The 24066-nt window shown below is 66.4% G+C and carries 24 protein-coding genes and 2 tRNA genes; 14 read left to right on the top strand and 12 right to left on the bottom strand.

The features are described from left to right. Positions 1-11 precede the first annotated feature (11 nt). From ASE61_RS11880 to ASE61_RS11865, 4 genes are all read right to left on the bottom strand, one after another. Positions 12-998 (bottom strand): OmpA family protein, encoded by a 987-nt coding sequence (locus tag ASE61_RS11880; protein WP_156407063.1) that lies wholly within the window; start codon positions 996-998, stop codon positions 12-14. A 19-nt stretch (positions 999-1017) separates the two neighbouring features. Then, on the bottom strand, positions 1018-1590 hold the full coding sequence (locus tag ASE61_RS11875; protein ID WP_061967111.1) for a LemA family protein: 573 nt from the start codon (positions 1588-1590) through the stop codon (positions 1018-1020). After that, positions 1587-2897 (bottom strand): DUF3137 domain-containing protein, encoded by a 1311-nt coding sequence (locus tag ASE61_RS11870; RefSeq protein WP_061967109.1) that lies wholly within the window; start codon positions 2895-2897, stop codon positions 1587-1589. The genes ASE61_RS11875 and ASE61_RS11870 overlap by 4 nt, the downstream gene beginning before the upstream one ends. Before the next feature lie 203 nt (positions 2898-3100). Then, positions 3101-4825 carry an IlvD/Edd family dehydratase gene (locus ASE61_RS11865; RefSeq protein ID WP_061967108.1) on the bottom strand — a complete coding sequence of 575 codons (1725 nt, stop codon included), beginning with the start codon at positions 4823-4825 and terminating at the stop codon, positions 3101-3103. A 76-nt stretch (positions 4826-4901) separates the two neighbouring features. Between ASE61_RS11865 and ASE61_RS11860 the strand changes: the two genes are divergently transcribed. Next, on the top strand, positions 4902-5579 hold the full coding sequence (locus tag ASE61_RS11860) for a GntR family transcriptional regulator (protein WP_244492805.1): 678 nt from the start codon (positions 4902-4904) through the stop codon (positions 5577-5579). A 146-nt stretch (positions 5580-5725) separates the two neighbouring features. Here the strand turns inward: ASE61_RS11860 and ASE61_RS11855 are convergent. Continuing rightward, positions 5726-5810: transfer RNA gene (locus ASE61_RS11855), tRNA-Tyr, on the bottom strand. A 256-nt stretch (positions 5811-6066) separates the two neighbouring features. Then, positions 6067-6621, bottom strand: coding sequence for an AAA family ATPase (locus ASE61_RS11850; protein WP_061967305.1), 555 nt, complete (start codon positions 6619-6621; stop codon positions 6067-6069). Positions 6622-6722: 101 nt separating this feature from the next. Here ASE61_RS11850 and rlmB point away from each other — a divergent pair, with 101 nt between their 5' ends. From rlmB to ASE61_RS11835, 3 genes are all read left to right on the top strand, one after another. Further along, positions 6723-7523, top strand: coding sequence for a 23S rRNA (guanosine(2251)-2'-O)-methyltransferase RlmB (rlmB, locus tag ASE61_RS11845; RefSeq protein ID WP_061967105.1), 801 nt, complete (start codon positions 6723-6725; stop codon positions 7521-7523). Positions 7524-7797: 274 nt separating this feature from the next. Next, entirely contained in the window at positions 7798-9456 is a 1659-nt protein-coding gene (locus ASE61_RS11840) for an MFS transporter (protein ID WP_200959631.1), read from the top strand. Positions 9457-9627: 171 nt separating this feature from the next. Beyond that, a tRNA-Thr gene (locus ASE61_RS11835) sits at positions 9628-9702 on the top strand. 99 nt (positions 9703-9801) lie between these two features. On the opposite strand, the gene ASE61_RS11830 is transcribed toward ASE61_RS11835, so the two are convergent. After that, a complete protein-coding gene (locus tag ASE61_RS11830) occupies positions 9802-10290 on the bottom strand; it encodes a DUF3617 domain-containing protein (RefSeq protein WP_061967101.1) in 489 nt (162 codons plus the stop codon). A 180-nt stretch (positions 10291-10470) separates the two neighbouring features. Here ASE61_RS11830 and ASE61_RS11825 point away from each other — a divergent pair, with 180 nt between their 5' ends. The 6 genes from ASE61_RS11825 (at position 10471) to ASE61_RS11800 (ending at position 16933) form a co-directional block, all read left to right on the top strand. Beyond that, positions 10471-10761 (top strand): hypothetical protein, encoded by a 291-nt coding sequence (locus ASE61_RS11825; protein WP_061967099.1) that lies wholly within the window; start codon positions 10471-10473, stop codon positions 10759-10761. A gap of 83 nt (positions 10762-10844) precedes the next feature. After that, a complete protein-coding gene (locus tag ASE61_RS11820) occupies positions 10845-11351 on the top strand; it encodes a hypothetical protein (protein WP_061967097.1) in 507 nt (168 codons plus the stop codon). Between the two features lie 117 nt (positions 11352-11468). Next, complete coding sequence (locus ASE61_RS11815) at positions 11469-11894, top strand: hypothetical protein (protein WP_061967096.1); 426 nt, start codon at positions 11469-11471, stop codon at positions 11892-11894. A 446-nt stretch (positions 11895-12340) separates the two neighbouring features. Continuing rightward, positions 12341-14803, top strand: a complete 2463-nt coding sequence (locus ASE61_RS11810) for a polysaccharide pyruvyl transferase family protein (RefSeq protein WP_061967094.1) — start codon at positions 12341-12343, stop codon at positions 14801-14803. Positions 14804-15038: 235 nt separating this feature from the next. Continuing rightward, on the top strand, positions 15039-16022 hold the full coding sequence (locus ASE61_RS11805; RefSeq protein WP_061967093.1) for an MBL fold metallo-hydrolase: 984 nt from the start codon (positions 15039-15041) through the stop codon (positions 16020-16022). A 137-nt stretch (positions 16023-16159) separates the two neighbouring features. Further along, positions 16160-16933 (top strand): NAD kinase, encoded by a 774-nt coding sequence (locus ASE61_RS11800; RefSeq protein ID WP_061967091.1) that lies wholly within the window; start codon positions 16160-16162, stop codon positions 16931-16933. A 12-nt stretch (positions 16934-16945) separates the two neighbouring features. Here ASE61_RS11800 and ASE61_RS11795 read toward each other — a convergent pair whose 3' ends face one another. Both ASE61_RS11795 and ASE61_RS11790 read right to left on the bottom strand, forming a co-directional pair. Beyond that, the gene (locus ASE61_RS11795) at positions 16946-18160 is read right to left on the bottom strand and encodes a DUF2336 domain-containing protein (protein ID WP_061967086.1); all 1215 of its coding nucleotides are present in this window, start codon (positions 18158-18160) and stop codon (positions 16946-16948) included. Then, positions 18157-19233: a hypothetical protein gene (locus tag ASE61_RS11790; protein WP_061967084.1), complete on the bottom strand. Its 1077-nt coding sequence runs from the start codon at positions 19231-19233 to the stop codon at positions 18157-18159. Before ASE61_RS11790 ends, ASE61_RS11795 begins: the two co-directional genes overlap by 4 nt. 194 nt (positions 19234-19427) lie before the next feature. On the opposite strand from ASE61_RS11790, the gene ASE61_RS11785 reads away from it, so the two are divergent. Genes ASE61_RS11785 through ASE61_RS11775 form a run of 3 tightly spaced genes read left to right on the top strand, consistent with a single transcriptional unit; the run spans position 19428 to position 21038 of the window. Further along, the gene (locus ASE61_RS11785; RefSeq protein ID WP_061967083.1) at positions 19428-19925 is read left to right on the top strand and encodes a MaoC family dehydratase; all 498 of its coding nucleotides are present in this window, start codon (positions 19428-19430) and stop codon (positions 19923-19925) included. Between the two features lie 5 nt (positions 19926-19930). Continuing rightward, positions 19931-20809 carry an HpcH/HpaI aldolase/citrate lyase family protein gene (locus ASE61_RS11780; RefSeq protein WP_061967081.1) on the top strand — a complete coding sequence of 293 codons (879 nt, stop codon included), beginning with the start codon at positions 19931-19933 and terminating at the stop codon, positions 20807-20809. Between the two features lie 19 nt (positions 20810-20828). Continuing rightward, complete coding sequence (locus tag ASE61_RS11775; protein ID WP_156407062.1) at positions 20829-21038, top strand: heavy-metal-associated domain-containing protein; 210 nt, start codon at positions 20829-20831, stop codon at positions 21036-21038. A 7-nt stretch (positions 21039-21045) separates the two neighbouring features. Here the strand turns inward: ASE61_RS11775 and ASE61_RS11770 are convergent, their stop codons facing one another. Together ASE61_RS11770 and ASE61_RS11765 are read right to left on the bottom strand one after the other, a co-directional pair. Continuing rightward, complete coding sequence (locus ASE61_RS11770) at positions 21046-21651, bottom strand: flavin reductase family protein (protein WP_061967078.1); 606 nt, start codon at positions 21649-21651, stop codon at positions 21046-21048. A 4-nt stretch (positions 21652-21655) separates the two neighbouring features. After that, positions 21656-22225: a nitroreductase gene (locus ASE61_RS11765; RefSeq protein ID WP_061967076.1), complete on the bottom strand. Its 570-nt coding sequence runs from the start codon at positions 22223-22225 to the stop codon at positions 21656-21658. Between the two features lie 157 nt (positions 22226-22382). On the opposite strand from ASE61_RS11765, the gene ASE61_RS11760 reads away from it, so the two are divergent. Next, positions 22383-23312 carry a hypothetical protein gene (locus tag ASE61_RS11760; RefSeq protein WP_061967075.1) on the top strand — a complete coding sequence of 310 codons (930 nt, stop codon included), beginning with the start codon at positions 22383-22385 and terminating at the stop codon, positions 23310-23312. A gap of 15 nt (positions 23313-23327) precedes the next feature. On the opposite strand, the gene ASE61_RS11755 is transcribed toward ASE61_RS11760, so the two are convergent. Continuing rightward, positions 23328-24050 (bottom strand): SGNH/GDSL hydrolase family protein, encoded by a 723-nt coding sequence (locus tag ASE61_RS11755; protein WP_061967073.1) that lies wholly within the window; start codon positions 24048-24050, stop codon positions 23328-23330. Between the last annotated feature and the right edge of the window lie 16 nt (positions 24051-24066).

Below are 24066 nucleotides of genomic sequence, written 5' to 3'. Positions count from 1 at the left end.
TCGCGAGAACGCTATCGCTTCACCAACTCGACCCGGCGGTTCTGCGCCCGGCCGGCCTCGTCGGCGTTGGAGGCGATCGGCTGGTCCATGCCCTTGCCGACGGGGTTGAGGCGCGTCCGGTCGATGCCGTGGCGCATCGCGAGATCGGCGACCACCGCAAAGGCGCGCGCATCGGAGAGCTTGAGGTTGTAGGCCGCCCCGCCCTGCCCGTCGGTATGCCCGACGACATCGAGCCTGAGCGCCGGATTGCGCTTCAAAAGCGCCGCGATCTGCTGGAGCTGCGGCTGCGATTCCGGCTTGATCTCGGCCTTGTCGAAATCGAACAGGATTCCGTAGAGATTGATCCGGCCCTGGGCATCGAGGTTTCGGCTCATCTCGTCGGCCTCGACGACCTTGATCATGTCGGTATCCATCGTCGTGCTCTCGATGACGCGGGCGATCACCGCCCGCCCCCGGCTCTCGTCATCGGAGAAGGCCAGGCTGACATGCACCGTCCCAGTGGGCCGGTTCAGCCTGGCATAGAGATAGCGGCCATTGCCCTTGCCGAAGTAATTGCGGACGAGATCGCCGAGCTGGAGCTTGGGCATGTCGACCCGGCCATCGAGCGCGAGCCCGAGGAAAAGGCCGGGAAACGGCCCCTCGTTGAAGCAGGTCCCGCCTTCCGTCGAGCAGGTGAAGGCGATCTCGAAGCCCTTGGATTTCAGCGCGGCCTCATAGTTGCGCTGGGCTTCCAGGCTCGTCCGGCCTGCTGGCAGGATGTAGTAGAGCGTCGTGATCTTGCCTTCGATCAGCGCCCAGCCCGGCCCGTCCTGCGCCGTCGAGCCGCGTTCGTTGATCTTGCCGGTGATGATGCGGGCCTCGTCATAGGCGTCGACCTTGTAGCCGACCTGCTTGGAATCGCCGTAGCGGCCGAGCAGCGGATGATCCTGCGCCGCCGCTGCAAGCGGCGCGAGCAGCAGCGTCAGCAGGAGCGTGAAGAGCTTTAGCGAACGGGGCATCGTCACACCTCTTTGGCTGTCACAGATGGTCGGCTGCGGAAATCGGCGCGCGGCTTGCGGCCTCCGCCTCGTAGAACGGTGGCAGGGTGCCGACGCCGGCCGCCCCGGCGAGCAAGCCGCCAGGAAAGATCTGCACCGCGTTGCGGAGATTGCCGACGGCACTGTTGTAGAAGCGCCGGGCCGCAGCGATGTTGGCCTCGACCTCGGCATAGCTACGCTGGGCCTCCATCATCGGCCCGGACGAGGTCAGCTCGGGATAGCTCTCCGCCACCGCGAACAGTCGGGTCATGTCGGCGCCGAGCGAGGCTTCCGCCTTGAACTTCTCGGCGATCCGCCCGAAATCGCGCTCGCCGATCTGCGGCAGCGCCTGCGTCCTGAGCGCCGTGATCTGGTCGAGCAGCGTCTTCTCGTGTTCGAGGAAGCGGCGGGCGATGGCGAGCACGTTCGGGATCAGGTCGTGGCGCTGCTGGAGCTGCGCGTCGATGCCGCCCAGCGTCTCCGCGACCTTGTTCCGGCGCGTCACGATCGCCGCATACCAGACATAGAGGACGATGCCGGCAGCGAGCGCGAACAGGATCAGGAACAGGGTCATGGCGGGCTCCCGGCAGGGTGTGTGGGCGAAATAGGAAGCGCCTCGTGCGGCGCGCGCACGGCGACATGCATGTCGATCATCGCGTCCACGAGCGCGAAGACGCGGGCGAAATCGGCTTCGAGGCTGGCGAGTTGCTGTGCCGCGACATGGGTCTCGAGGCCGGGGGGCTCGAACAGCGCGCCAGGAATGATGGTCGGAAGCGCAAACACCATCCTGTCGCCGCTGACCAGGAAGAGCGGCGGCAGGAAGGATTGGCCGTCCGCCATCACGAGCAGCCGCTCCATCACCGCCGGCGTCAGGACGGCGCGGCCTTCGACCTGATCGCTCGACCATGTCGCGTAGACCTCCTCGAAGACCAGATCTTCGAGGCGCAGCCTCTGCAAGCCGTTGCCGGGCTGCTGGCCGTCCCGGTCGCGCAGGATCGTCGTGCCGCGAAACGGCGTGGAGACGCCGAGCTCGACATAGAGCCCCTGGAACAGTGTCTGGTTGCTCTTGCCCGCCTTGCGGGTAACCGCGATCTCGCTGATCGTGATCGGGCGGCCGCGATAGCGCCCGGTAAAGCCGTCATCGGCATCGAGATCGTCATAGGCGGGCAGAAGGCCGAGCGCGACGGCACGGCTGAGATCGGGCTTCGCCCCGAGGTTGTGGACCAGCTCGCCATGGGCCGCGAGCAGGCGCGGGATCAGGCTTTCCTTGAAGGCCTTCCGGTAGCGGCCTCCCGGGACCCCGACCGCCCAGATCCACGCTCCGCCGCCGCCGATCACCAGGAAGATGACGAGGGCGACGAAAGGCGAGCCCTTCGAGGAGCCACTGCTTCCGATCATCAGCCAATACAGCAGCAGAGCCGCCGCAAGGCCGAGTGGGACGAAGAGCAGCGTCCGCCGCCGAGCTTCGATTGCGAGCTTGCCGCGCAAGGCCTCCAGCAGGGCGACTTCTGCCACGAGCGGCGAAGTCGTATCGGAGGAAACCAGTGCCGCGGCAGGTGCCGCCGGAGGCTTCTTGTAATAGCTGCGGAAGAGCGCCCAGGCTCCGAGGACGAACAGCGCCGGAACCAGCAGCGGCAGCGCCAGCGAGACCAGCGCCGCGAGCGCGATCAATGGAAGGCCGAGAAGCGACCAGCCGGAATCGGAGCCGAGCCAGAAGATCAGGAAAGCCAGCAGCGCCAGGCAGACCGGACCCGCCATCACGAAAAGCGCAATGCGTACGATGAAACGCTTCGCCCTGCGCTGCTGGCGTTGCAACGCGACCGCCGAAGACGGCCAGCCCTCTTCGGGCTGCGTTGTGACAGGGCGATCGGGCCGTTCCATCCAGCGCGTATCCGTGCGGTTCACCTCGCACGATCACGCCGGAAACCGTCAGGCTCCGCGTCCCTCGTTTGATGGACCAGGCTTCGCCTTCTGCCGGGGATGGCGGATGCCGGCCTCGACGACGCACCGCCCGACGCCGGCAAGCGCGTCGACCTTATCGATGTCGCAGGTGGCGTCGCCTCCGGTCGCTTCGCGGAGGTTGTTCAGCAGAAATCGAAATCGCAGCCCTCGTCGGCCTGCAGGACGGTGGTCAGATAGAGATGGCGGTAGCCGCGCGACTCTTCGGAAAGATGCGCCGGCGGGCGCCATTGTGCCTTGCGGCGCGCGAATTCGGCCTCGTCGACCAGCAACGCAATCGTCCGCGCGGGCACATCGAGCCGGATCAGGTCGCCATCGCGAACAAGCCCGAGCGGGCCACCCACGGCGGATTCCGGGGTGATATGCAGCACGATGGTGCCGAAGGCCGTGCCGCTCATGCGGGCATCCGAAATCCGGACCATGTCCTTGACGCCGGCCTGGGCCAGCTTCTTCGGGATCGGGATGTAGCCTGCCTCGGGCATGCCGGGGGCGCCTCGGGGGCCGGCATTGGTCAGCACGAGGACGTCATCGGCCTTCACGTCGAGACCCGGGTCATCCATGCGGCGGACCATGTCCTCGACCGAGGTGAAGACGACAGCTCGGCCCGTATGCGTCAGCAGCGCGGGCGAAGCGGCGGAGTGCTTGATGACCGCCCCGCCGGGCGCGAGATTGCCGCGCAGCACTGCCATACCGCCGGTCGGCTTCACCGGACTCTGCGTCGTTCGAATGATGCTCTGGTTCGGCACCTCCTCGGCAGCGTCCGCTATCTCGCCGATGGTGCGGCCGTCGATGGTGGCGGCCGAGCGGTCGAGATGCTCGCCCAGCTCCTTCATCAGCTTCGGCACGCCACCGGCCCAGTGGAAATGCTCCATGTAATGGTCGCCGGAGGGCTTGAGATCGATCAGCACCGGCACCTTGCGGCCGATCGCGTCGAACTCCTCGAGATCGATGCTCAGGCCGGCCCGGCGTGCAATCGCGGCGAGATGGACAAGCCCATTGGTGGAACCGCCGATCGCCTGCAGCACGGTCAGCGCATTCCGGAAGGCGGCCTCGGTCAGAAGTTCGCTCGGCTTCGGGCCGCCCTTGGCGAGGCGCACCGCTTCGCGCCCGCTGGCCTCGGCCGCGCGGATCCGGTCGGCATGGGTTGCAGGGATGGTGCCGGTGCCGGGCAGCGCAATGCCGAGCGCCTCGACAAGGCAGCCCATCGTGCTGGCCGTGCCCATGACCATGCAGGTGCCCTGGGTCGGGGCAAGGCGCCCGCTCAGCACCTCTATCTCGGCTTCGTCGATCTGGCCGGCGCGGTGCTGCCCCCAGAGACGGCGGCAATCGGTGCAGGCGCCGAGCACCTCGCCCTTGTGATGACCGACCAGCATCGGCCCGGTGATCAGCTGGATCGCCGGCACGTCGGCGCTGACGGCGCCCATGAGCTGTGCCGGAACGGTCTTGTCGCAGCCGCCGATGAGCACGACGGAATCCACCGGCTGCGCGCGGATCATCTCCTCGGTGTCGATCGCCATCAGGTTGCGCAGGAACATCGAGGTCGGATTGGCGAAGGATTCGTGGATGGAGATCGTCGGAAACTCCATCGGCAGCCCGCCAGCCAGCATGACGCCGCGTTTCACCGCCTCGATCAGGCGCGGCACGTTGCCATGGCAGGGGTTGAAATCGCTGAAGGTGTTGGTGATGCCGATGATCGGCCGGTCGAGCGCATCATCGGAGAAGCCGGCCGCCTTGATGAAGGCCTTGCGCAGGAACAGCGAGAAGCCCGGGTCGCCATAGGTCGCGAGATTGCGACGCATGCCACGCGCAGCAGGGCCGGGAGGCGGCGTATCATCGTCGTGCTGGGTCATGCCTCATCGGATGCATATCGTTGCCAGGATTGTCAACAATACTGTTGAAGAGATATAAGGTGACATGCCCGCGAGATTGCTCAAGCTTCAGACGACCGACCGCGTCCGCAGCATCACTGCGACGCTTGAGGAGGAGATCGTGCTCGGCTGGCTGATGCCCCGCGAGCGATTGGTCGAGGAAGACCTGGCCGAACGGCTGGAGGTGAAGCGCCATGTCGTGCGCGAGGCGCTGGCCGAGCTCGAAAGGGTCGGGCTGGTGGAGCGCGTTCCCAACCGCGGCGCTGTCGTGAGGCTGCTGGACCCCGGGGACGTCCGCCAGATCTATTCGGTCAGGGTGGCTCTCGAAACGCTGGCCGCCGAGCAGATTCCCCTCCCCGCGCCTGCCGGCCTCGTCTCGCGGCTCGAAGACATCCAGGACACGCACAGCGCTGCGGTGGCCAACAGCGACGCCCGCGCTGCGTTTCGGGCGAACATGACGTTCCACGAGACGCTGTTCGGGGCGTGCGGCAACGGGCACCTCGTCGAACTGATCCAGGCCATGGCCCAGAAAGTCCATGGGGTGCGCTCGATCACCGCTGGGAGCGACCAGCATCTCGCTCTCGCGCGCGACGAGCACCGAGCCATGATCGCGGCGATCGCCACTGGCGACAGAGCACGGCTCGTCAGCCTGTGCCGCGACCATCTGAGCCCTTCACGCGACGCCTATATCGCCGCCGTGGAGAGGCGATCCGGCGGGCGCCCTTCCCGCGCTTGAATGCTCCCAAGTAAGCGTGATTCAGCATCACATTCGCCGACAGCATTGTCGTCGAGCCGGGAAAATCAGAATCATCAGCAGAAGAGGCAGCTTCGCCGGCAACTTGCGAAGCCAGGCTGCTGGCCGGTTCGCAGTCTGATCGGAAATGGTGGGGGAAGCAGGACTCGAACCTGCGAAGGCATAGCCAGCGGATTTACAGTCCGCCCCCTTTGCCGCTCGGGACATTCCCCCGCCTGCGCCCTTGATCGGCTCTGTGAGCCCAGGGCCACCGATATGTCACTTTCGCGACGACCGGTAGGCGCGGCCGGACTTATGGTGACCGGGCCGCGCCCTGTCAACGGCAAAAAGGCGGATGGCGCGAATTCGTTGTGATGGAGCGCCGTGCCGAAGCGGGGCCGAGCCCGAAGGGCTCGCAAGGGCAACCGCCCGATCGGAGCGGTGAGCGAAACCAACGCGCGAGAGATACGAAAAATCAGTCCACAACCGGTCAATCCCCGGCATGCCCGTGACCGACGATGAAGGCGACCCGCTCGGCAACACTCGCACGGGGCAGTTCGATCAGTTCATAGCCATAGCGGGGATAGGTCTCGGCCATGACCGCGTGGGTCCGCTCCGCCTCGGCGAAATCCTGCTTGCGTTCGGCGTCCTGCGTGAAGATGCCCCGCCAGGGCGGGGCGATGAAAACGGTGCGGCGATAGCGCAGCTGCCACGCCGCCCGCTCGATATGGTCGGGAATCGGCAGGCCGCAGAGCGCCAGATACCCGGCGATATCTGGAACGCCGCGGTCGAAGAACACGCGTTCCCGCCCCGCGAGCGCCTCGGCGTAGCTGCGCAGGTCGGCTGCCAGCATCAGCTCGGCGAACAGGGCAGGATCGGCCCAGGGCAGTCCCCGGCCGCCGATCATCTGCTGGTCGCGGATGATCGCGCGCCCGGCCTCCGGCCGTACCGCGTGACCGCTCCCCGCCAGTGCTTCGATCAGGCTGGTCTTGCCCGAACCCGGCCCTCCAGTGATCGCGATCAGCCTGTCCGTCTCGCCTGGCATCATGGTTCCTGTCCTAGCGGATCTGTTGGCAAAAGGGTGGTTCGCGCTGGCCAAGCGCGCCGCGTCGTGGCACGGCAATCCGGCAATCACTGGAGAGAGCGATGGCTCCGCCGTTCCGCCCGAAACATGCCAGGCCCGCCGGAGGCAGACCTGGCGCCCGCCGCCCCGACGGCCCGCCGCCGCACCGGCCGGGCGAGATCGACGAGGCCGTGCTCTACGGCGTGCATCCCGTCATCGAGGCGCTGAAGAATCCGCAGCGGCGCCACAGGCGTCTGCTCGCCACGGAGAATGGCCTGCGGCGCCTGCAGGAGCAAGTCGAGGTCCTGCCGCTCGAAGCCGAGATCGTGCGCCCTTCCGAGATCGACCGGCTGCTCACTCCCGACTCGGTGCATCAGGGCCTCTATCTCGTCTGCGATCCCCTGCCCTCGCCCGATCTCGACAGCCTGCCGGACGATTGCGTCGTGCTGGCGCTCGACCAGATCACCGATCCGCACAATGTCGGCGCCATCCTGCGCTCTGCCGCAGCCTTCGCCGCAGCCGCCGTGATCGTCACGATCCGGCACTCTCCGGCGGCGACCGGCGTACTGGCGAAATCGGCCTCCGGCGCGCTGGAGCATGTGCCGCTGATCGCCGTGCGCAATCTCGGCGATGCGCTCGATACGCTCGGCAAGCGCGGCTTCCTGCGCATCGGCTTCGATTCGGACGGCGATGTCGCGCTCGACGACGTCTCCCTGCGCCGCCCGCTGGTGATGGTGATGGGCGCCGAGGGCAAGGGCCTGCGCCAGCGCTCGCGCGAGCTTTGCGACCATGTCGCGCGGCTCGAAGTGCCCGGCACGATCACCAGCCTCAACGTCTCGAACGCGACGGCGATCGCGCTTTACGCGGCCAGCCGCCGCAAGTGATCGACCTGCACGGCGCGCCAGGCTGAAAAGGGCGCTAACCCGTCCTTTTCCGGCCTGCATCGGCTCCTCATCGATAGTCTTATAGACGAACGGTGCACGACCAAGTGCCTGATTGCCCCTGCGACAATCCGCGCGCAATCCTCTGAATCGAGCTGGAATGACGGGACTCACCGGCTTTCCGGCAGCGCGGCCATCGTCATTTTAGAACGCGAACCGCGCGAGATGGGGTTGCCGGCATGCCGGCTTCAGGGCTTCACCAGGGGAGACAAGCGCCATGAGCATGGCATCGCAAGCATCGGACTCGCGGGCAGCGCCCCGGCCGATGACCAAGGAGGAACGGAAGGTCATCATTGCCTCGTCGGCCGGCACGGTCTTCGAGTGGTATGACTTCTATCTGGCGGGTTCGCTCGCCGCCAACATCGCACAGACCTTCGTGCCCGGCGACAACGACACCGCGAAGTTCATCTTCGTGCTGTTCGGCTTCGCCGCGGGCTTCGCGGTCCGCCCCTTCGGCGCCCTGTTCTTCGGCCGCCTCGGCGACATGATCGGCCGCAAATACACCTTCCTGGTCACGATGACCGTGATGGGCATCTCCACCTTCGTCGTCGGCCTCCTGCCGAGCTTCCAGACGATCGGCTATCTCGCGCCCGCCGCCTTCATCATCTGCCGCCTGCTGCAGGGCCTCGCGCTCGGCGGCGAATATGGCGGCGCCGCGACCTATGTCGCCGAGCACGCCCCGATGGGCCGGCGCGGCTTCTACACCTCGTGGATCCAGACGACCGCGACGGTCGGCCTCTTCCTGTCCCTGATCGTGATTCTCGGCCTGCGCCTCAGCATGTCGCCGGAAGCTTTCGCGGCCTGGGGCTGGCGCATTCCGTTCCTGCTCTCGATCATCCTGCTCGGCTTCTCGATCTGGATCCGTCTCCAGCTCGCCGAATCGCCGGCCTTCGTGAAGATGAAGGAAGAAGGCACCCATTCGAAGGCCCCCCTCTCGGAAGCCTTCGGCAACTGGCAGAATGCCAAGATCGGCCTCATCGCGCTGTTCGGCGGCACCGCCGGCCAGGCTGTGGTCTGGTACACCGGCCAGTTCTACGCGCTGTTCTTCCTGACCCAGACGATGAAGATCGACGGCACCACAGCTAACCTGCTGATCGCGCTTTCTCTGCTCGCCGGCACGCCGTTCTTCATCTTCTTCGGCTGGCTCTCGGACAAGATCGGCCGCAAGCCGATCCTGCTGGCGGGCTGCCTGATCGCCGCCCTGACCTATTTCCCGCTCTTCACGATGCTCGCGAAGACCGCGAATCCGAAGCTCATCACCGCGACGGAGACCGTCAAGCTGGTGCTCACCTCCGACCCAGCCCAGTGCGGCACGCTCTTCGACCCCGTCGGCGTGCGCACCTTCACCAAGCCCTGCGACGTCGTCCGCCGCACCCTGGCGACCAACTCGATCCACTACGATCTGGTCGCCAGCCCGGCAGGCTCGCCGCTCAAGGCCTCGATCAACGGTGCCGACGCCCCGGCGACGGCCGCCGAACTCGTCGCCGCCGCCCAGGCCGCCGGCTATCCCAAGGCCGGTGACCCGACCATCCTGAAGACGCCGACCATCGGTCAGGTCCTGACCGACAGCCGCGCTCTGCAGGCCGCGGGCATCCTGTTCATCCTCGTGGTGTTCGTGACCATGGTCTACGGCCCGATTGCCGCGCTGCTGGTCGAGCTCTTCCCGACCCGCATCCGCTACTCCGGCATGTCGCTGCCCTATCACATCGGCAACGGCTGGTTCGGCGGCTTCCTGCCTCCGACCGCCTTCGCCATCGTGGCGGCTAGCGGCAACATCTTCTCGGGCCTCTGGTATCCGATCATCGTGGCGCTCGGCACCTTCGTGATCGGCCTGCTCTTCCTGCCGGAGACCAAGGATCGCGACATCCTGAAGTGATCATCGCCTGACGGCGATCCAGGCCCCGCCTCCCAAGGCGGGGTCTTTTTCATGGGCACGGATACACAGGCTTGCCCTCGCGCCGCGCGGCTGGTAACCGCTGCTTCGGTCGACTTCGGGGCACATTTTTCCGAGGCGGCAGCTTCCGGCCACAGGGCCGAATGCGACGGCGCCGGCGTAGCACAGCGGTAGTGCAGCGGTTTTGTAAACCGAAGGTCGGGAGTTCGATCCTCTCCGCCGGCACCATGTCCAGACGATCATCCGCGCGGATACGCCCTTCGCCGATATGCCCGTGATGAACGCTCCGATGCGGCACCGCTTGCCGGATCGCGTTCGATTCCGAGCTTACGGCGCGGGCTTCGCCGAGGGCATCGAGATGACCTTGCCGTCCGGCATGATGATGTCGCCGGGCTTCTGGCCGGCCGCGCATTCGCCGAGGCGTTTGGCCTCGACGACCAGCTTGCGCTCCACGGGAGCGGATTGACCGGGCATTCCGCTCAGCTTCGTCGTCCCTTCGGTCCGGACCGACGTCTCGAAATCGCCGGTGATGACGCTGCTGCCGGAGGCCTTGATCTGGCCGACCGCGCATTCCGTCTCGACGGCGTAGCCCGTTGCCGTCTTCGTCACCAGCATCTTCGAGCAGGCCCCGGCGGCAAGCCCGCCGACGATCGACTGGTCGGTTCCCGGCCCAACGCATTGCTTCGCGATCGTTTCGCCCTCGTTGCCGGTCGATTTCGTCTCCCACAGCCCGGGCTTGCGTTGCGGAATCTGCTGCTGTGCGACGGCGGGCAGCGCAACGAGAAGACCGAGTGCGGCAATCAACACAGGTTTCATGGGACGCTTTCCGATCTGAAATGGGCGATGTCCAGACAAGACGGGCGCCAAGGCCAGAATGAGGCAGCGCCTCGCAGGGCCGGCGAGACGACCGGGAAAGCGGCCTTGACAGATCGGCTGCTCCGGGAACGTTTGGCAGGCCGGGCGGTTACCCATCCGGTCAAGCTCCGGGAGGCTTCGATGAAGGCCATTGTCCTCATGCTCGCCCTTCTCCTGAATGCCGGAATGGCGGCGGCGCAAACGCGCCCCTCGACGGTCTCGCGCCCCTGTGCGGCGAGCCAGCGCGATGTCCAGGTCAACGGCGCCATCGTGCTGGGGACCGGCGGCTACACCTATGATCGCTTCGTGCGCGATCGCAGCTTCTGCGAGTTCGACGAGGGCCTGGACCCTGCCTTCGTGCCGAGCCGGGACAGCCAGACCTGCTTCGTCGGCTATCGCTGCAAGAGCCAGTCGCGCTGGTTCAACGACTGACGCGCGTTTCCCGCCCGGAACCTCCCGCCTCCCCTGACGTTCCCTTGGGTGGGGCGAAACCCCGGTCTTGCAGGGAGGTTCGCATGCGTCGTCTTCTTCTCGTCACCGCGTCCATCGCGCCATTGCTCCTCGCCACCGGCCTGGCCGCGTCGGCCCAGCCGCATTTCGGCGGCGCCGGCTTCCGGCATGGCGGCGGAGGCTTTCATTCACGCGGCATCGGCATGAGGCCGCACGGTATGCGGCCGGCCTTCCCCGCCTATCGGCAGAATATCCGCTCCGGCTGGCATGGCGGCGGATGGGGCTGGCGCCACACCGGCCATTATCCCTATCGTGGATATCGCCGCGGCTACCCCTATTGGGGCGCTGCCTCGGGCCTGGCGGCGGCAGCCACGCTCGGCGCGATCGCAACTTATCCGTACGAGCCGGCCTATCCGGTCTATCCGGCTTACGAGGCGATACCGGCGGCGGAGGGCGGCCAATGCAGCACGCCGGTCAAGATCTGCACGCTCTATGAGCCGGCCCCGATCGGGATCGGGTGCTCCTGCCGCGTGCCGGGCGGCCATGCCCGCGGAACGGTCGTCGGCCCCTGAGGCCGGCCGGCATCGTCATTCCATGGCTGGCCGACAGGCGCGATGATGGGCTAGAAGTCACAGCTTGCGGCGCCGCCCTGCAGCGCGCCGATCTCATCGATCTTTGTACGGACCGGAATGGACGACCGGACTCAACTTCTCTCGCTCGCGGCCCGGTGCGAGGCTTCCAGCAAGCCCGATCGCGAACTCGATGCCGATATCTACGAGGCGCTGGGCTTCGTCGTGCGGCGCAAGCCGGCACGGCTGGTCAATCGTCGCACGCCGGCCGGCGGCATCTACCAGCATGGTTCCTTCTGGAAGACGCTCGGCACGGTCAGCGCCGATATCGACATCGCCGTGTCGCTGCTGCGGCAGAAGGCGCCGGGCTGGAACTGGAGCCTGCAATGTCTCGCAAGCGACGACAGCCTGGCCTTCCAGGCGCTCGTCGCCGATTGCTCGGGCCAGGGCGTCATGGGCTCGCTCGCGCTCTGTGCCGCCATGCTGCGCGCGCTCGCACGGCGCGGACCGCCCGCGTCCGCCGAAGCCCCCCTCACCGAAACTTGACCGCCCGGCCTGCGCCCGCGGCCGGAGCCCCGTTATCCCGCCAGCCGGAGGCCGGGGATCACGATATTCTGGCGTGATCGGCACAGCCGTCGCCCCGCTTCGCAACGGGCGGAGCTTCCTCTTCGGCCTTCCGCGACCGATGCTTGCCCTCCCCGGCAGCGGCTGGTAACTCCACGGGCAACGGCTAGATCATCGCGCGCCCTGTCGGACGCGGTCACGATGCTCTATCTCATTGCTGGGGCATCGGATTTTTCCGAAAAGCGGATTCCACTTTTCAGTCCGATGCTCTTGGGGCATGGCGCCGTCCTAGTGCAGCGGTTTTGTAGACCGAAGATCGGGAGACCGATCCTCTCGGCCGGGACCATAAAAAGCTGGAAGCGCTGAACCTTTTTTCGCAGGAAGGATCGGCATTCTTCTTTCGAGCATGGAGCGGGACTGTAAAGAGCATGCGCGTTCTGCTCGTGAACGATACAAGCAACAACAATCACCTCGGCTGCGAGGCCATCTCCAACGCACTGCGGCTTCATCTGACAGGCCACGCCCAAACCGCCATACGAGCGATATTCAATAGAGAGCTATCCTGCGATACGCGTGGGAATCTATCAGCCATATCGAAAGACTGGCTGCATCTTCATCTGACCTGGGCCGACTTGATGATAGTCAATGGCGAGGGCACGATGCACCACGATCGCGCGAGGGAGCTCGCCGCCGCGATGGAACTGGCCATCGAGATGAGGAAGCCCTTTGCGGTCGTGAATTCCATACTGGAAGATTATCCAAGCCTTGCTCCGTTGCTTCGGCAGGCGGAGGCCGTCACCCTTCGCGATCGGAAATCCCTGCGTGAAGCGGCCGCCATGAATGTGGATGCCGTGTTGTGCGCGGATGCAGCGATCTACGCCAATTGGACAGCGCCACCTGAAGCGCCGCGGACATCGGGCTCCGCGGTGACGGACTGGCATGACGAAGCTCCTGCAATCACCGGCAAAGTCGCGCTGTCGCACATTGAAAAAGGCGCGCATCTGTTTCCGTTCATCCGCCCCGACGCTTCGACTTATTGGCGACAGGCCATCGCCGAACTCGCCCACCGCGAGCACATCGTCTGCGGTCGCTATCACGGTTGCTTTTTCGCACTGCTTGCCGGGCGCCCGATCACCGTCTTGCCGTCGAATTCCGGCAAGATGAGACAGCTCCTGGATGATCTTTGTATTTTGCCGGAAGGATTGGGTGAAGAAGACATCTGGCCCATCGAAGTGTCGGCGGCGCAGGCACGCAACGCGAAAAAGCGGCTGATGGAGATGAAGGCCGATGCATCATTGCATCCGCTGCACGCGCTCAAGCTTTCCGAACGCAGGTATTCCTCGGCACGTCCCGCTGCGCCGGCTCGAAACATGGGCGCAATGCTGTTTGACGCAAACGACGAAAAGCGCCCGGCGACAGCGACCATCGCGCGTCGATTTTCCGATTGGCTCAAGGCGATCGGGCTGCCGGGTCCTCCCAAGACGCGCGGGCATAGATTGGCAGTCGAGGAAGCGCTTTCCGAACTCGCCCCACCCGCCTTGACGCATAGCATTTCGCAACTGAACGCGGAAAATTGTGTCGAAGAGGCTGCATATGTCGCTGGGAAACTGGCTCAAGCAGACACTTCCCAGGCATTCCGATGGCTTGACAGCCTGCGGGTGGAACACCGTGCGAATGCGGCCGTCACCGGGGTTTTCGCCAATGTCGCAGCGGCAGCGGGCAGCGCCAATTTCGCGCTGACGCTCTATCGGGAAGCAGACAAGATCAGCCAGCCCTTGACCGGCAACATGGCGCTTCAAGCATCGAAACTGGCCTACCATACAGGCCGGTGGAAGGATGCGTTCACCTATGCCCGCAATGCGCTTCCCTCTGCGAACGCAAGCTCGACCCAGTTTGCTCATGCAGCGATCTGCGCGAGTCGTGCCGAAGAGAAAGAGGAAGCGATCGCATTCGCCCGCGCCGCTTTGAAAGCGGCCCCTCCCCTGACCGGCTGGCCAAAGGACCATGTTTCCGTCGTGCTGACGGCGAACGGGGAGTTCGTCGAAGGGTGCCGCGTGCTATCGTCGTCCTTCCGCGGGAATAACGAGCAGTTCTCGAAACTGCGCGAACGCGAAAGCGCGGACGGAACGGGCCGGGTCATTTACATAGCGCCCGAAATCGGAGTTGGTTCGGCGATTCTTCAGGCGTTGCCGTCCCTGACCGAGACCACCGCGGTAGAGGAAGCGCTGACAGTCGTCGTGGACAGGCGCCTGCACCCGGTGCTCGCCAGAGCTTTACCCGGCAGAGCGGAATTCGTTCACGACATATCTGAGATCGGCCATCTACGCCCGGCACAGGTAAGAGAGGGCTTCGACCTTCTGGCTGATTACGGGCCGCGCTACGGCGCATCCGGCAGTCACGCCGTCCTCGATGCCGACGAAGAACAAACGCAAACGCTGCGGGAACGCTACACGGCCCGTTTTGGAACTCGCCCTCTGATCGGCATTGCCTGGCACACCTCCAATGGCCGCACCGGTCGCCACCGGAACCTGAGACTGGCCGATGTTCGACGGTTACTCGCCCGGTATCCCGACTGCGCCTTCATCAGCTTGCAGCCTGATCTGGAAAAGGCCCGCCACGACAGCGCAGCGATTGAAATGAAAAATCTTTTCATCGACGGCGGCGTCGATCCATTGGACTCGATCGATATCCAGCTTTCCCAGATCGGACTGCTCGATGCCGTCGTGTCGATTGATTGTTCTGCTGCGTTGTTCGCTGGGGCTCTTGGGATAAGGACCAAGGTCATCCTTACCGGCGAGCCGACGTGGCAATGGCCGGAGCAGAGCAGTTTTTTCCTGTCACACGACGTGGTCCGCGGAGTGGAGGACGTGGTTCTGCCGCCCTTCGATTGATCTCGGCAGGCGCGCAACTCCTCGCTTCGGCAGGAAACCGGCCCCCACGAGCTGAAAACGACGTCCCGCGTCGCCGCAGCGAAACGGCCCTCGATGCGTGGAGATCGTCGGGCAGCGCTGCTTCGCGCCCGCCGAAGCACGCCTCACGGAAACTTGACCTACCGGCAAGCCCTTGCGGTTGAACGCAAGGCGGCCGCCGCTAGTCTGCCACTCACCCGAGGGGAGAGAACAGACCATGCAGGACACAGATTTCACGCGCCGTGCCGCTCTGGTCGGCACCGGTGCTTTCATTGCCGCTGCAACACTCGATCTGCCCGGGCCCGGCCCGGCCCAGGCACAAGGAATTCCCGTGAACCAGGCCCCCGGATTCTACCGCTACAAGATCGGCGACGTCACCCTCACCGCGATCAATGACGGCTTTGGCAAGCGCCCGCTCGAAGGCTTCGTCCGCAATGCCGAGCTCGCCGATGTGAAAAAGGCGATGGAGCAGGCCTTCCTGCCGCAGGACGCGCTCAACATCACCTTCACCACGCTGGCGATCCAGCAGGGCGGCAAGCTCACCTTGATCGACACCGGCAACGGCGATTCGGGCGCGCCGACGTCCGGCACCTGGATGGCGAATTTCAAGGCGGCCGGCCTCGACCCGAAGGACGTCTCCGGCGTCGTGTTCAGCCATTTCCACGGCGACCACATCAACGGCTTCCGGCTGAAGGACGGCACGGCCGTGTTCCCCAACGCGGAGGTGATGGTGCCGGCGGCCGAATGGGCCTTCTGGATGGACGACGCGAAGATGAATGCCGCGCCCGAGGGCATGAAGGGCGCCTTCGCCGGCGTGCGCCGCGTCTTCGCACCCGTAGCCAAGGACGTGAAGCAGTTCGAGCCCGGCAAGGAGCTCCTGCCGGGTCTAACGCCGATCGCGGCGCCCGGCCATACGCCAGGTCACACCGTCTTCGCGCTGACCTCCGGCAACGGCAAGCTGATGATCATGTCGGACACGACCAATCATCCCGCGCTCTTCGTGCGCAACCCCGACTGGTCGGCCGTGTTCGACATGGACGGCCCGCAGGCGGCGGCGACGCGGCGCAAGCTGCTCGACATGGTCTCGACTGACCGGATGCAGGTCGCGTTCTACCACGCGCCCTTCCCCGCGACCGGGCATATCGCCAAGGACGGCAACGGCTTCGAGATGGTGCCGGTGCAGTGGAGCACGGCGCTCTGAAGCCCCTCGCACTTGCCGCAGACACGAGGCCGGGCATCTCGCCCGGCCTTTTTCTTGGGCGGCCGGCCTCGCGGCCGGCTGCCGGGTCATGGTAAGCCTGCCGGGACACTGCCGAGGCTGCCGTTTCAGGATATGTGATGACCGAGCGATTCGGGGCGATCTCCTTCGTCGCCAGCGATACTCCCGAAGCGGAAGCGGCGCTGGCCCGGCTGGTCGAGCGCTACGGCAATGCCGACCCGGCCGATGCCGAGGTGATCGTCGCGCTGGGCGGCGACGGCCTGATGCTGCAGACGCTCCACCGCTTCCTCGGCACCGGCAAGCCGATCTACGGCATGAACCGGGGTTCGGTCGGCTTCCTGATGAACGAGTTCAAGGAACGCGGCCTGCGCAAGCGACTCGAGGCCGCTCAGCGCAGCGTCGTGCATCCGCTCTCGATGCAGGCGGTGGATCAGCACGGCAAGACCGTGCAGGCCCGCGCGATCAACGAGGTCTCGCTGCTGCGGCGTTCCTACCAGGCCGCGAAGCTGCGGATCTCGGTCGATGGTCAGGTGCGCCTCACGGAACTGATCGCCGACGGCGTGCTGCTGGCGACACCGGCCGGCTCGACCGCCTACAACCTCTCGGCCAATGGCCCGATCCTGCCGCTGGATGCGCCGCTGCTCGCGCTGACGCCGATCTCGGCCTTCCGCCCCCGGCGCTGGCGCGGGGCGTTGCTGCCCGACCATGCCCGCGTCTCGATCGAAGTGCTGGAGGCCGAGAAGCGCCCGGTCAGCGCCGTCGCCGATCACACCCAGATCGACGAGGTCCGCTCGGTCGAAATCGAGATCGATCGCAATGTCGATCTCGTGATGATGCACGACCCCGGCCACAGCCTGGACGAGCGCATCCTGCGCGAGCAGTTCGGCTACTGAAGCGGTCCGGGCTCAGGCCGCGTCGCGCAGATCGCCTTCGGCGAGTTCGATCAGGAAGGACGGATCGGCCTCGACGAGCAACGCGAGCGCGGCATCGTCCGCGAGCGAATCCGCCAGGCCGCGCGCCTCCTCGCGAGCGGCCTCCGCATCCATGCGACGCAGCAGGCCCATCAATCCGTCGACCTCCGGCCCTTCCAGTCTTTCGCAGGCGATCAGGACCGCGCGCAAAAGGCTGCGGTCAATGCCGTTGCCGGCCGCACCGCGATCGAACCCGCGCGCGTTGAGGGCGAGGATGGCGGCCGCAAAGGCCGGCTCCAGCGAAGCCGGAAGCCCGGCCTTGCGGCAAAGCGCCTTCAGCCCGGCGCCGCGCTTGTCTCGCAGCAGCGCCGCCACACGCTCTTCGGGCAAGCCCGACAGGGCGACGAAAGCAGCCTCGGCCAGGGCCGGCTCGCCGCTGAGCAGGGAGCGCAGCATCAGCCCGGACGTCAGCCGGCCGGTAACCCTGAGCACCTCGACGATCGCCGGCGCATCGCTGGCTTCGCCACCGGCAGCGAGCGCGACCGCGACCCGCTCGGTCGATTCGCGCGCCAGCCGGGCGCTGCGCTCGGGCGTCAGCCAGCCGCAGCCGGCGACGAAATTCGCCAACGTGTCGGAGACCTTGGCGGCGATGGCCTGGCGCAAACCGCCCGGCAGATCGGCGCGTTCGAGCAGCGCCTCGCGCAGGGCGCCATTATCGCCATGCCGCTCGATCATGCGCTCGAGCGAGAAATCGGGGATCTCGGCCGTGCGATTGCCGGCGAGCGTGACGAGCGCCTCTGCACAGCCGACTTCGGCGAGCGCGGCACAGACGCCAAGCGGCAGGCAGCGGCGCATGGCGATGGCCTTCTGGGCGAGCGTATCGCCGATCGCGGCGGCATCGACGAGATCGGCCTCGGTCAGCACCGGCGAATGCGCCAGGACCAAGGCCGCGACATCGCGCTGCTCGGCGATCAGGCTTAGCGCGAGATTGCGCGGCGTGCGCATCGAGGGCGCCATCTCCTCGGCGATCGCCCGCCGAACCAGCGGCGAGGGATCGTCGATCAACGCCATCAGTGCCGTCTCGGCCTCGTGCCTGTCCTCGTCGGACATGCCGGAGCGCAGATAGGCCGCCGCGAGACTGGCGGCGCCGCTCGCGCGTGCCTCCGCCGGTGCGGTACGGGCCCAAAGCAGGAAGCGCCGAACGATCATGCCCCGCTCCGCTGGATCATGAAGGAAGACAGGTCGAGCGGCCCGCTTCGTCGTGTCGCCGCCGGCTGCGAGGCCGCCACGGCGGGCTGGGTCAGGTCGGTCGGCCGCGAGGGCGGCAGCGGCGCATTGACGGCCCTGGCCACGGCCCCGGTCGCTGAACTGCTCGCAACCGGATTCGCATCCGACATCGTGGTTTCGCTCTGGCCGGAGCGCGGGAAATAGCGTTCGCCGCCTTCTAGCGAGGCCATGCGCGTGCCGCCACGCGGCGGTGTCGTCCAGAGATTGGCGACGGCCTTCGAGACCGGATCGCGCGAGCCGCCGGTCGAGAACAACCCGACGAGGCCCCTGGCACGGCCTTCACGCAGCCCGGCAGCCACCTCGGCAACCGGGATATCGCCCTGCCCCGCCTGCGCGCTCGGCGTCACGTTGGCCGCGACCTGCGTGCTGGCATGGCTGGCGGCCAGCACGCCATAGACTTCCTGCACGCTGCGCGCACGGCGGGCCTTGTCGTAGAAGATGCCGCGATTGGCCGCGGCGGCGTCCGGGAAATCGCGCGCAGCCACGCGGCCGGGGTCGCTGGCCACGGTGCGGATCAGGTCGGAGGCGCCGCGTGCGCCGAGCACATGCGCCATGTAGAGCTCGCCGGCCTGCGGCTGTCGCCCGAGGCTCGAGGCAAGCTGGTCGCGATTCTTCTGGGTCAGGGCACCGGCCATCACGGCCGCGACTTGCGGATCGTTGCGCAATTGCAGGATCTTCTCGCGCGCCACCGGGTCGGAGACGCTGAGGCGCCCGCCGCTCTCGCTGATCGCGTCCGCATATTGCGAGAGGCCCTGCTTGGGGCCCTCCTGCTTGACCATGGCGAGCCAGGTCTGCTCGATGAACTGGAACAGCCCCGTGGCGCTCGATGTGCTCGCCTTGGCCGTCGGCTCCAGCGAGGATTCGCGCTGCGCCGTCTTGAGCAGATAGTCGAACCCCGCCCCCGTCCGCTCCGCGCCCTGGCGGATCGCGCTGACGACCGGGCTCGCTGGCTGCGTTTCGCGGCTCTGGCTTGACGGGGTGGTGAAGAGGAACATCGAGACCTTCGGCGGGCGGCCTTGCGCGCATTGCGAAGGCACGCCTCGAAATTGCCTCCATTATGGTAAGCGAACCGTTAAGATGGACCTCATGCCGCTGGGGCAGCAGCGCTTTCCGCTTCCCTCCCCGCAGAGGTCCCTCTACGACTTCTCGTTCCGGCTCAGCAGCCGGGATGATATGGACGGAGGCGTCGATGGCGGATGTGGTGCGTCACAAGCGTGGCGGGATCTATTTCGAGGATTTCCAGGTTGGTGCGGTCATCGAGCACGGCCTGACCCGAACCGTCACGCAGATGGACAACATGCTGTTCTCCAACATGACGCTGAACCCGCAACCCCTTCATATCGACGCGCATTTCTGCGCCACCGAAACCGAATGGGGCAAGCCGCTGATGAACTCGCTGTTCACGCTCGGCCTGATGATCGGCATCTCCGTCAACGACACCACGGTCGGCACCACGATCGGCAATCTCGGCATGACCGACGTCGTCTTCCCCGCCCCGCTCTTCGAGGGCGACACGATCAACTGCACCACCGAGATCGCGGCCAAGCGCGAGTCGCGCTCGCGTCCCGATGCCGGCATCGTCGAGTTCGTGCACAAGGCCTACAAGCAGGACGGCACGCTGGTCGCCCAGTGCCGCCGACAGGCCTTCATGCGCAAGCGCCCCGCGCCTGCCACGGTCGCGGTCTGACCCGCATGCGCTCGCTCCTGTTCGTGCCGGGCGACAGCCCGAAGAAGCAGCAGAAGGGCCTGGAATGCGGCACTGATGCGCTGATCCTCGACCTCGAGGATTCCGTCGCGCTCGACGCCAAGCCGCAGGCGCGCGAGATCACCCGTGCCTTCCTCGAATCGACCCGTGCCCTGCCGAAACGCCCCCTGCTGATCGTCCGTATCAATGGCCTGGCGACCGGGATGAGCGATGCCGATCTCGACGCGATCATGCCGGGTGCGCCCGACGCGATCATGCTGCCCAAATCGGAGGGCGGCACCGATGTCGGCCACCTCGCCGCCAAGATCGCCGTGCGCGAGGCCGAGGCCGATCTGCCGGACGGCATGACGCGCATCCTCCCGATCGGCACCGAGACCGGCAAGGGCATCTTCGGGCTCGGCAGCTATGCCCGCTCCTCGCACCGCCTGATGGCCCTGACCTGGGGCGCGGAAGACCTCTCCGCCGATCTCGGTGCCGAGACCAACCGGCTGGAGGACGGCTCCTACGCCGATCCCTACCGCCTCGCCCGCGCGCTGACCCTGTTCGCGGCGACGGCAGCCCAGGTCGAGGCGATCGACACCGTCTTCACCAATTTCCGCGACGACGCCGCCTTCCGGGCCGAATGCCTGGCTGCGCGCCGCGACGGCTTCACCGGCAAGATGGCGATCCACCCGGCGCAGGTCGCACCGATCAACGAGATCTTCGCGCCCTCGCCGGCGGCACTCGCCAAGGCCCGGCAGATCATCGCCCTGTTCGAGGCCAATCCCGGCGCCGGCGTCATCGGCCTCGATGGCGAAATGCTGGATCGTCCCCATCTGATCAGGGCAGAGCGGCTCGTCGCACGAGCTCGCAAACTGGCTGAATGAACCGCCGGAGGCGATTCGAATGACTCAGGTTTTCGAGATTTCAGGGATGCATTGCGGCGGCTGCGCGTCTCGCGTCCAGCGAGCCGCGACCGCTCTCGCTCCCGGCGCTACGGTCACGCTCGATCCGCCACGCCTCAGCCTGCCGGAAGGTGTCAGCCTCGATGCCGAGGCGATCAACAAGGCGCTGGCGGAGTTCGGAGATTACCGCGCCAAGCCGCTGGCGGGTTGAAACGCCTCTACCCCCCGGCCGGACGCGTGATCGAGAACAGGCTCGTCACCTCGGCATAATCGGCATAGCCGCAGCGCGCGATCGGGTTGGCGCCCGCCGTGTCGAAGCGCCCGTCCTTGACGAAGGCATCGTCGATGAAGATGCCCACGACCTGCCCCAGCACCATCCAGCGCGGTACCGCCTGACCGTCGAGGTCGTGCAGTTGCTGGACCGAAAGCAGCTTGCATTCGAGCGCAGCCGGCGTGCCGGCGACGCGCGGTGGCTTGACGAAGCGCGACGGCGCCATCTCCAGCCCGGCATGAGCATATTCGCTCTCGCCCCGTGGCAAAGGGGCCGAAGTCAGGTTCATCGGATGCGCCAGCGCCTTGGTCACCAGCGAGCAGGTGAACTCGCCGGTCTCCTCGACGAAGGCGACGGCGTCCTTCTTGTTCTCCGAGGAGAACATCACGATGTTCGGCCGCGACGAGATCGCGTTGAAGAAGCTGTAGGGCGACAGATTGACCTCGCCCTTGGCGTTCAGCGCCGTGATCCAGCCGATCGGCCGCGGCGCCACGATCGCCTTGAACGGGTCGTGGGGCAGGCCGAGATCGTCCTTCGTCGCCGAATAGATCATCGCGTCAGGTCCCGTAATAGCTGACGATATCGGCCATCACCGGCCGGTCGCGATCGGTGATCGGCGCCGTCGGCGTGCCCAGATGGACGAAACCGGCCATCCGCTCGTCCTCGGCCAACCCGAAGGCGCTGAGCACCTGCCGGTCGAACGAGAACCAGTTGGTCAGCCACGACCCTGCATAGCCCATGGCATAGGCGGCGACGAGCATGTTCATGCAGACCGCGCCGGCCGAAAGCTCCTGCTCCCAGAGCGGGATCTTGGCATGCTCCCGCGCCCGCGAGACCACGCCGACGATGACGGGCGCATGGAGCAGGCGCTTGCGCTCGAACTCGACCTGATCCTCGCTCGCCTGCGGGTTCTTCTCGCGGAAGATGCGCGCGACGATTCCCGCCGCCTCCTCGCGGGCCGCGCCCTTGAAGACGATGAAGCGCCAGGGCGAGAGCTTGCCATGGTCGGGCACGCGTGCGGCGATGGCGAGCAACTCGTCGAGCTGGGAGCCGTCGGGGCCGGGCGCGGTGAGGAACTGCGGCGGCACGGAGCGACGCAGCTTGAGCAGAGAGAGCGTATCGGTCATGAAACATCCGGACAGTGGCTTTGGAATTGACCTATTCCTTCGCCATGATGAGGACAAGCGGAGCTGCTCATACATCGCCGCAGAGCCGCCGAGGACGAAAAGCATGCTTGAATTGGAGCATTTTCAAGCGAAGTGGGCACCGGTTCGCGTGAAGAGAATGCGACACGACAAAAATCCAAATGGTTTTGAAGCTGGCCGCCGCCTTGCGGGCGCCGTCTTCGCCGTGGCCGTCCTGCTTGCGCCCAATCTCGCCGGCGCCCAGGCTCCCGATCCCGGCCCCGGCGCGGACACCCCTGCCCCCGCCCCCATGCAAGGGCAGCCGGTCGCGCCGAACGGACTGGCGCGCCTCTCCGTCTCCGCCCAGTTCGCGGCCGACCGCAAGCCGATCCGCTCCGGGCTGAACTGGCGCGTCGTGAGCGAAAGCGTCGATGGTGCGTCGCCCCGGATCGTCGCACGCTCCTCCGAGCCGGAGCCCGCCTTTTCGCTGCCGCCCGGCAACTACACCGTTCATGCCGGTTACGGCTTCGCCAGCGGCACGAAGCGTGTCAGCCTCGGCCAGCAGGGACTGCGCGACCAGGTCCAGATCAGCGCCGGCGCGCTCTCGCTCGCGGGTTCGATCGGCGATGCCCCGATCCCGGGGATGCTGCTGTCCTTCTCGGTTTTCGTGCCCTTGCAGGGCAACTCGGAAGGCCGGCTGATCACGAACGGCGCCAAGGCCGGCGAGATCATCCGCCTGCCGGAGGGCACCTATCACGTCGTCTCGACCTACGGAGATTCCAACGCGATCCAGCGCGCCGATGTGAAGGTCGAGAACGGCAAGGTGACGGATGCGACGCTGCATCACCGCGCCGCCAAGGTCACGCTGAAGCTCGTCGCCAGTGCCGGCGGTGAAGCCTTCGCCGGCACTGCCTTCAGTGTGCTGACCCCGGGCGGCGACGTCATCCGCGAGGCAATCGGCGCCTTCCCGCAGGTCATCCTAGCGGAGGGCGACTATGTGCTGATCGCCCGACAGGAGGGGCAGGTCTATTCCCGCGACTTCAAGGTCGAGTCGGGCAGCGACCGCGATATCGAGGTTTTGGCGAAGTAGCCTGAGGCACCCGCCTCAGTTCGTCGGCTTTCCCTTGCCGGCCGTCTCGATCCTCACCGGCCCGATTCCGGCGACGATCCCGTCGGCCAGCCGCAGCGCCAAACAGCGGTAACCGGCATCGACCAGATGCAGCCCGTCCATGCCGACGAGTTCCTCCGGCGTGAACTGGCGCGAATTCGACCAGCCCTTCATCATCGCATAGCGGGGGAAGAGCGAGACCCCCTGATCCTGCGCCGTCTTCACCAGCACGGCGCGGTAATCGTCGTAATGCGGGTAGCGCCCCTCGCGCGGCAGCCAGGGCAGATCCATCAGGATCATCTCGATCCCGGCGGCGCGGGCCTTGCCCACGCCCTTGCGCAGGATCTTGGCGAGCTTCTCCTCGCCGATATCGCGGATCGCATCGTTGATGACGGTCTGCCAGATCACGATCGCCGGCTTCTCCTCGACGACGTCGGCCTGCATGCGCAGGAGCATGTCATAGGCCGACTGGCCGCCGACGCCCTTGTTGACGACCCTGACCTCCGCCCCGGGCAGGCGCCGGCGCAATTCCGCCTGGAGCACGGCCGGATAGCTCTTGTCGTCGGCGCTGGCACCGGAGCCCGCGGTCGCCGAGGAGCCCAGCGCTACGACGGTCAGGCGGCCGGTTTCCTGGAGGGCCTTGCGCGCGCCCGGCAGGCGCGGCTGGAACAGTGTCTTGGCCGCTTCCGCACGGCAGCGGATATCGGGCGGCGGCGGCATCGGCGCCGCGCCCGCC

It is taken from the genome of Allobosea sp. Root670 (assembly GCF_001429415.1).
Classification (GTDB): Bacteria; Pseudomonadota; Alphaproteobacteria; order Rhizobiales; family Beijerinckiaceae; genus Allobosea; species Allobosea robiniae.
This window is presented reverse-complemented; position numbering and strand designations above follow the sequence as displayed.

Coding starts and splice junctions, on each gene's coding strand:
- ASE61_RS11880 (WP_156407063.1), bottom strand. CDS start 998: ATGCCCCGTTCGCTAAAGCTCTTCACGCTCCTGCTGACGCTGCTGCTC.
- ASE61_RS11875 (WP_061967111.1), bottom strand. CDS start 1,590: ATGACCCTGTTCCTGATCCTGTTCGCGCTCGCTGCCGGCATCGTCCTC.
- ASE61_RS11870 (WP_061967109.1), bottom strand. CDS start 2,897: ATGGAACGGCCCGATCGCCCTGTCACAACGCAGCCCGAAGAGGGCTGG.
- ASE61_RS11865 (WP_061967108.1), bottom strand. CDS start 4,825: ATGACCCAGCACGACGATGATACGCCGCCTCCCGGCCCTGCTGCGCGT.
- ASE61_RS11850 (WP_061967305.1), bottom strand. CDS start 6,621: ATGCCAGGCGAGACGGACAGGCTGATCGCGATCACTGGAGGGCCGGGT.
- rlmB (WP_061967105.1), top strand. CDS start 6,723: ATGGCTCCGCCGTTCCGCCCGAAACATGCCAGGCCCGCCGGAGGCAGA.
- ASE61_RS11840 (WP_200959631.1), top strand. CDS start 7,798: ATGAGCATGGCATCGCAAGCATCGGACTCGCGGGCAGCGCCCCGGCCG.
- ASE61_RS11830 (WP_061967101.1), bottom strand. CDS start 10,290: ATGAAACCTGTGTTGATTGCCGCACTCGGTCTTCTCGTTGCGCTGCCC.
- ASE61_RS11825 (WP_061967099.1), top strand. CDS start 10,471: ATGAAGGCCATTGTCCTCATGCTCGCCCTTCTCCTGAATGCCGGAATG.
- ASE61_RS11820 (WP_061967097.1), top strand. CDS start 10,845: ATGCGTCGTCTTCTTCTCGTCACCGCGTCCATCGCGCCATTGCTCCTC.
- ASE61_RS11815 (WP_061967096.1), top strand. CDS start 11,469: ATGGACGACCGGACTCAACTTCTCTCGCTCGCGGCCCGGTGCGAGGCT.
- ASE61_RS11810 (WP_061967094.1), top strand. CDS start 12,341: ATGCGCGTTCTGCTCGTGAACGATACAAGCAACAACAATCACCTCGGC.
- ASE61_RS11805 (WP_061967093.1), top strand. CDS start 15,039: ATGCAGGACACAGATTTCACGCGCCGTGCCGCTCTGGTCGGCACCGGT.
- ASE61_RS11800 (WP_061967091.1), top strand. CDS start 16,160: ATGACCGAGCGATTCGGGGCGATCTCCTTCGTCGCCAGCGATACTCCC.
- ASE61_RS11795 (WP_061967086.1), bottom strand. CDS start 18,160: ATGATCGTTCGGCGCTTCCTGCTTTGGGCCCGTACCGCACCGGCGGAG.
- ASE61_RS11790 (WP_061967084.1), bottom strand. CDS start 19,233: ATGTTCCTCTTCACCACCCCGTCAAGCCAGAGCCGCGAAACGCAGCCA.
- ASE61_RS11785 (WP_061967083.1), top strand. CDS start 19,428: ATGGCGGATGTGGTGCGTCACAAGCGTGGCGGGATCTATTTCGAGGAT.
- ASE61_RS11780 (WP_061967081.1), top strand. CDS start 19,931: ATGCGCTCGCTCCTGTTCGTGCCGGGCGACAGCCCGAAGAAGCAGCAG.
- ASE61_RS11775 (WP_156407062.1), top strand. CDS start 20,829: ATGACTCAGGTTTTCGAGATTTCAGGGATGCATTGCGGCGGCTGCGCG.
- ASE61_RS11770 (WP_061967078.1), bottom strand. CDS start 21,651: ATGATCTATTCGGCGACGAAGGACGATCTCGGCCTGCCCCACGACCCG.
- ASE61_RS11765 (WP_061967076.1), bottom strand. CDS start 22,225: ATGACCGATACGCTCTCTCTGCTCAAGCTGCGTCGCTCCGTGCCGCCG.
- ASE61_RS11760 (WP_061967075.1), top strand. CDS start 22,383: ATGCGACACGACAAAAATCCAAATGGTTTTGAAGCTGGCCGCCGCCTT.
- ASE61_RS11755 (WP_061967073.1), bottom strand. CDS start 24,050: ATGCCGCCGCCGCCCGATATCCGCTGCCGTGCGGAAGCGGCCAAGACA.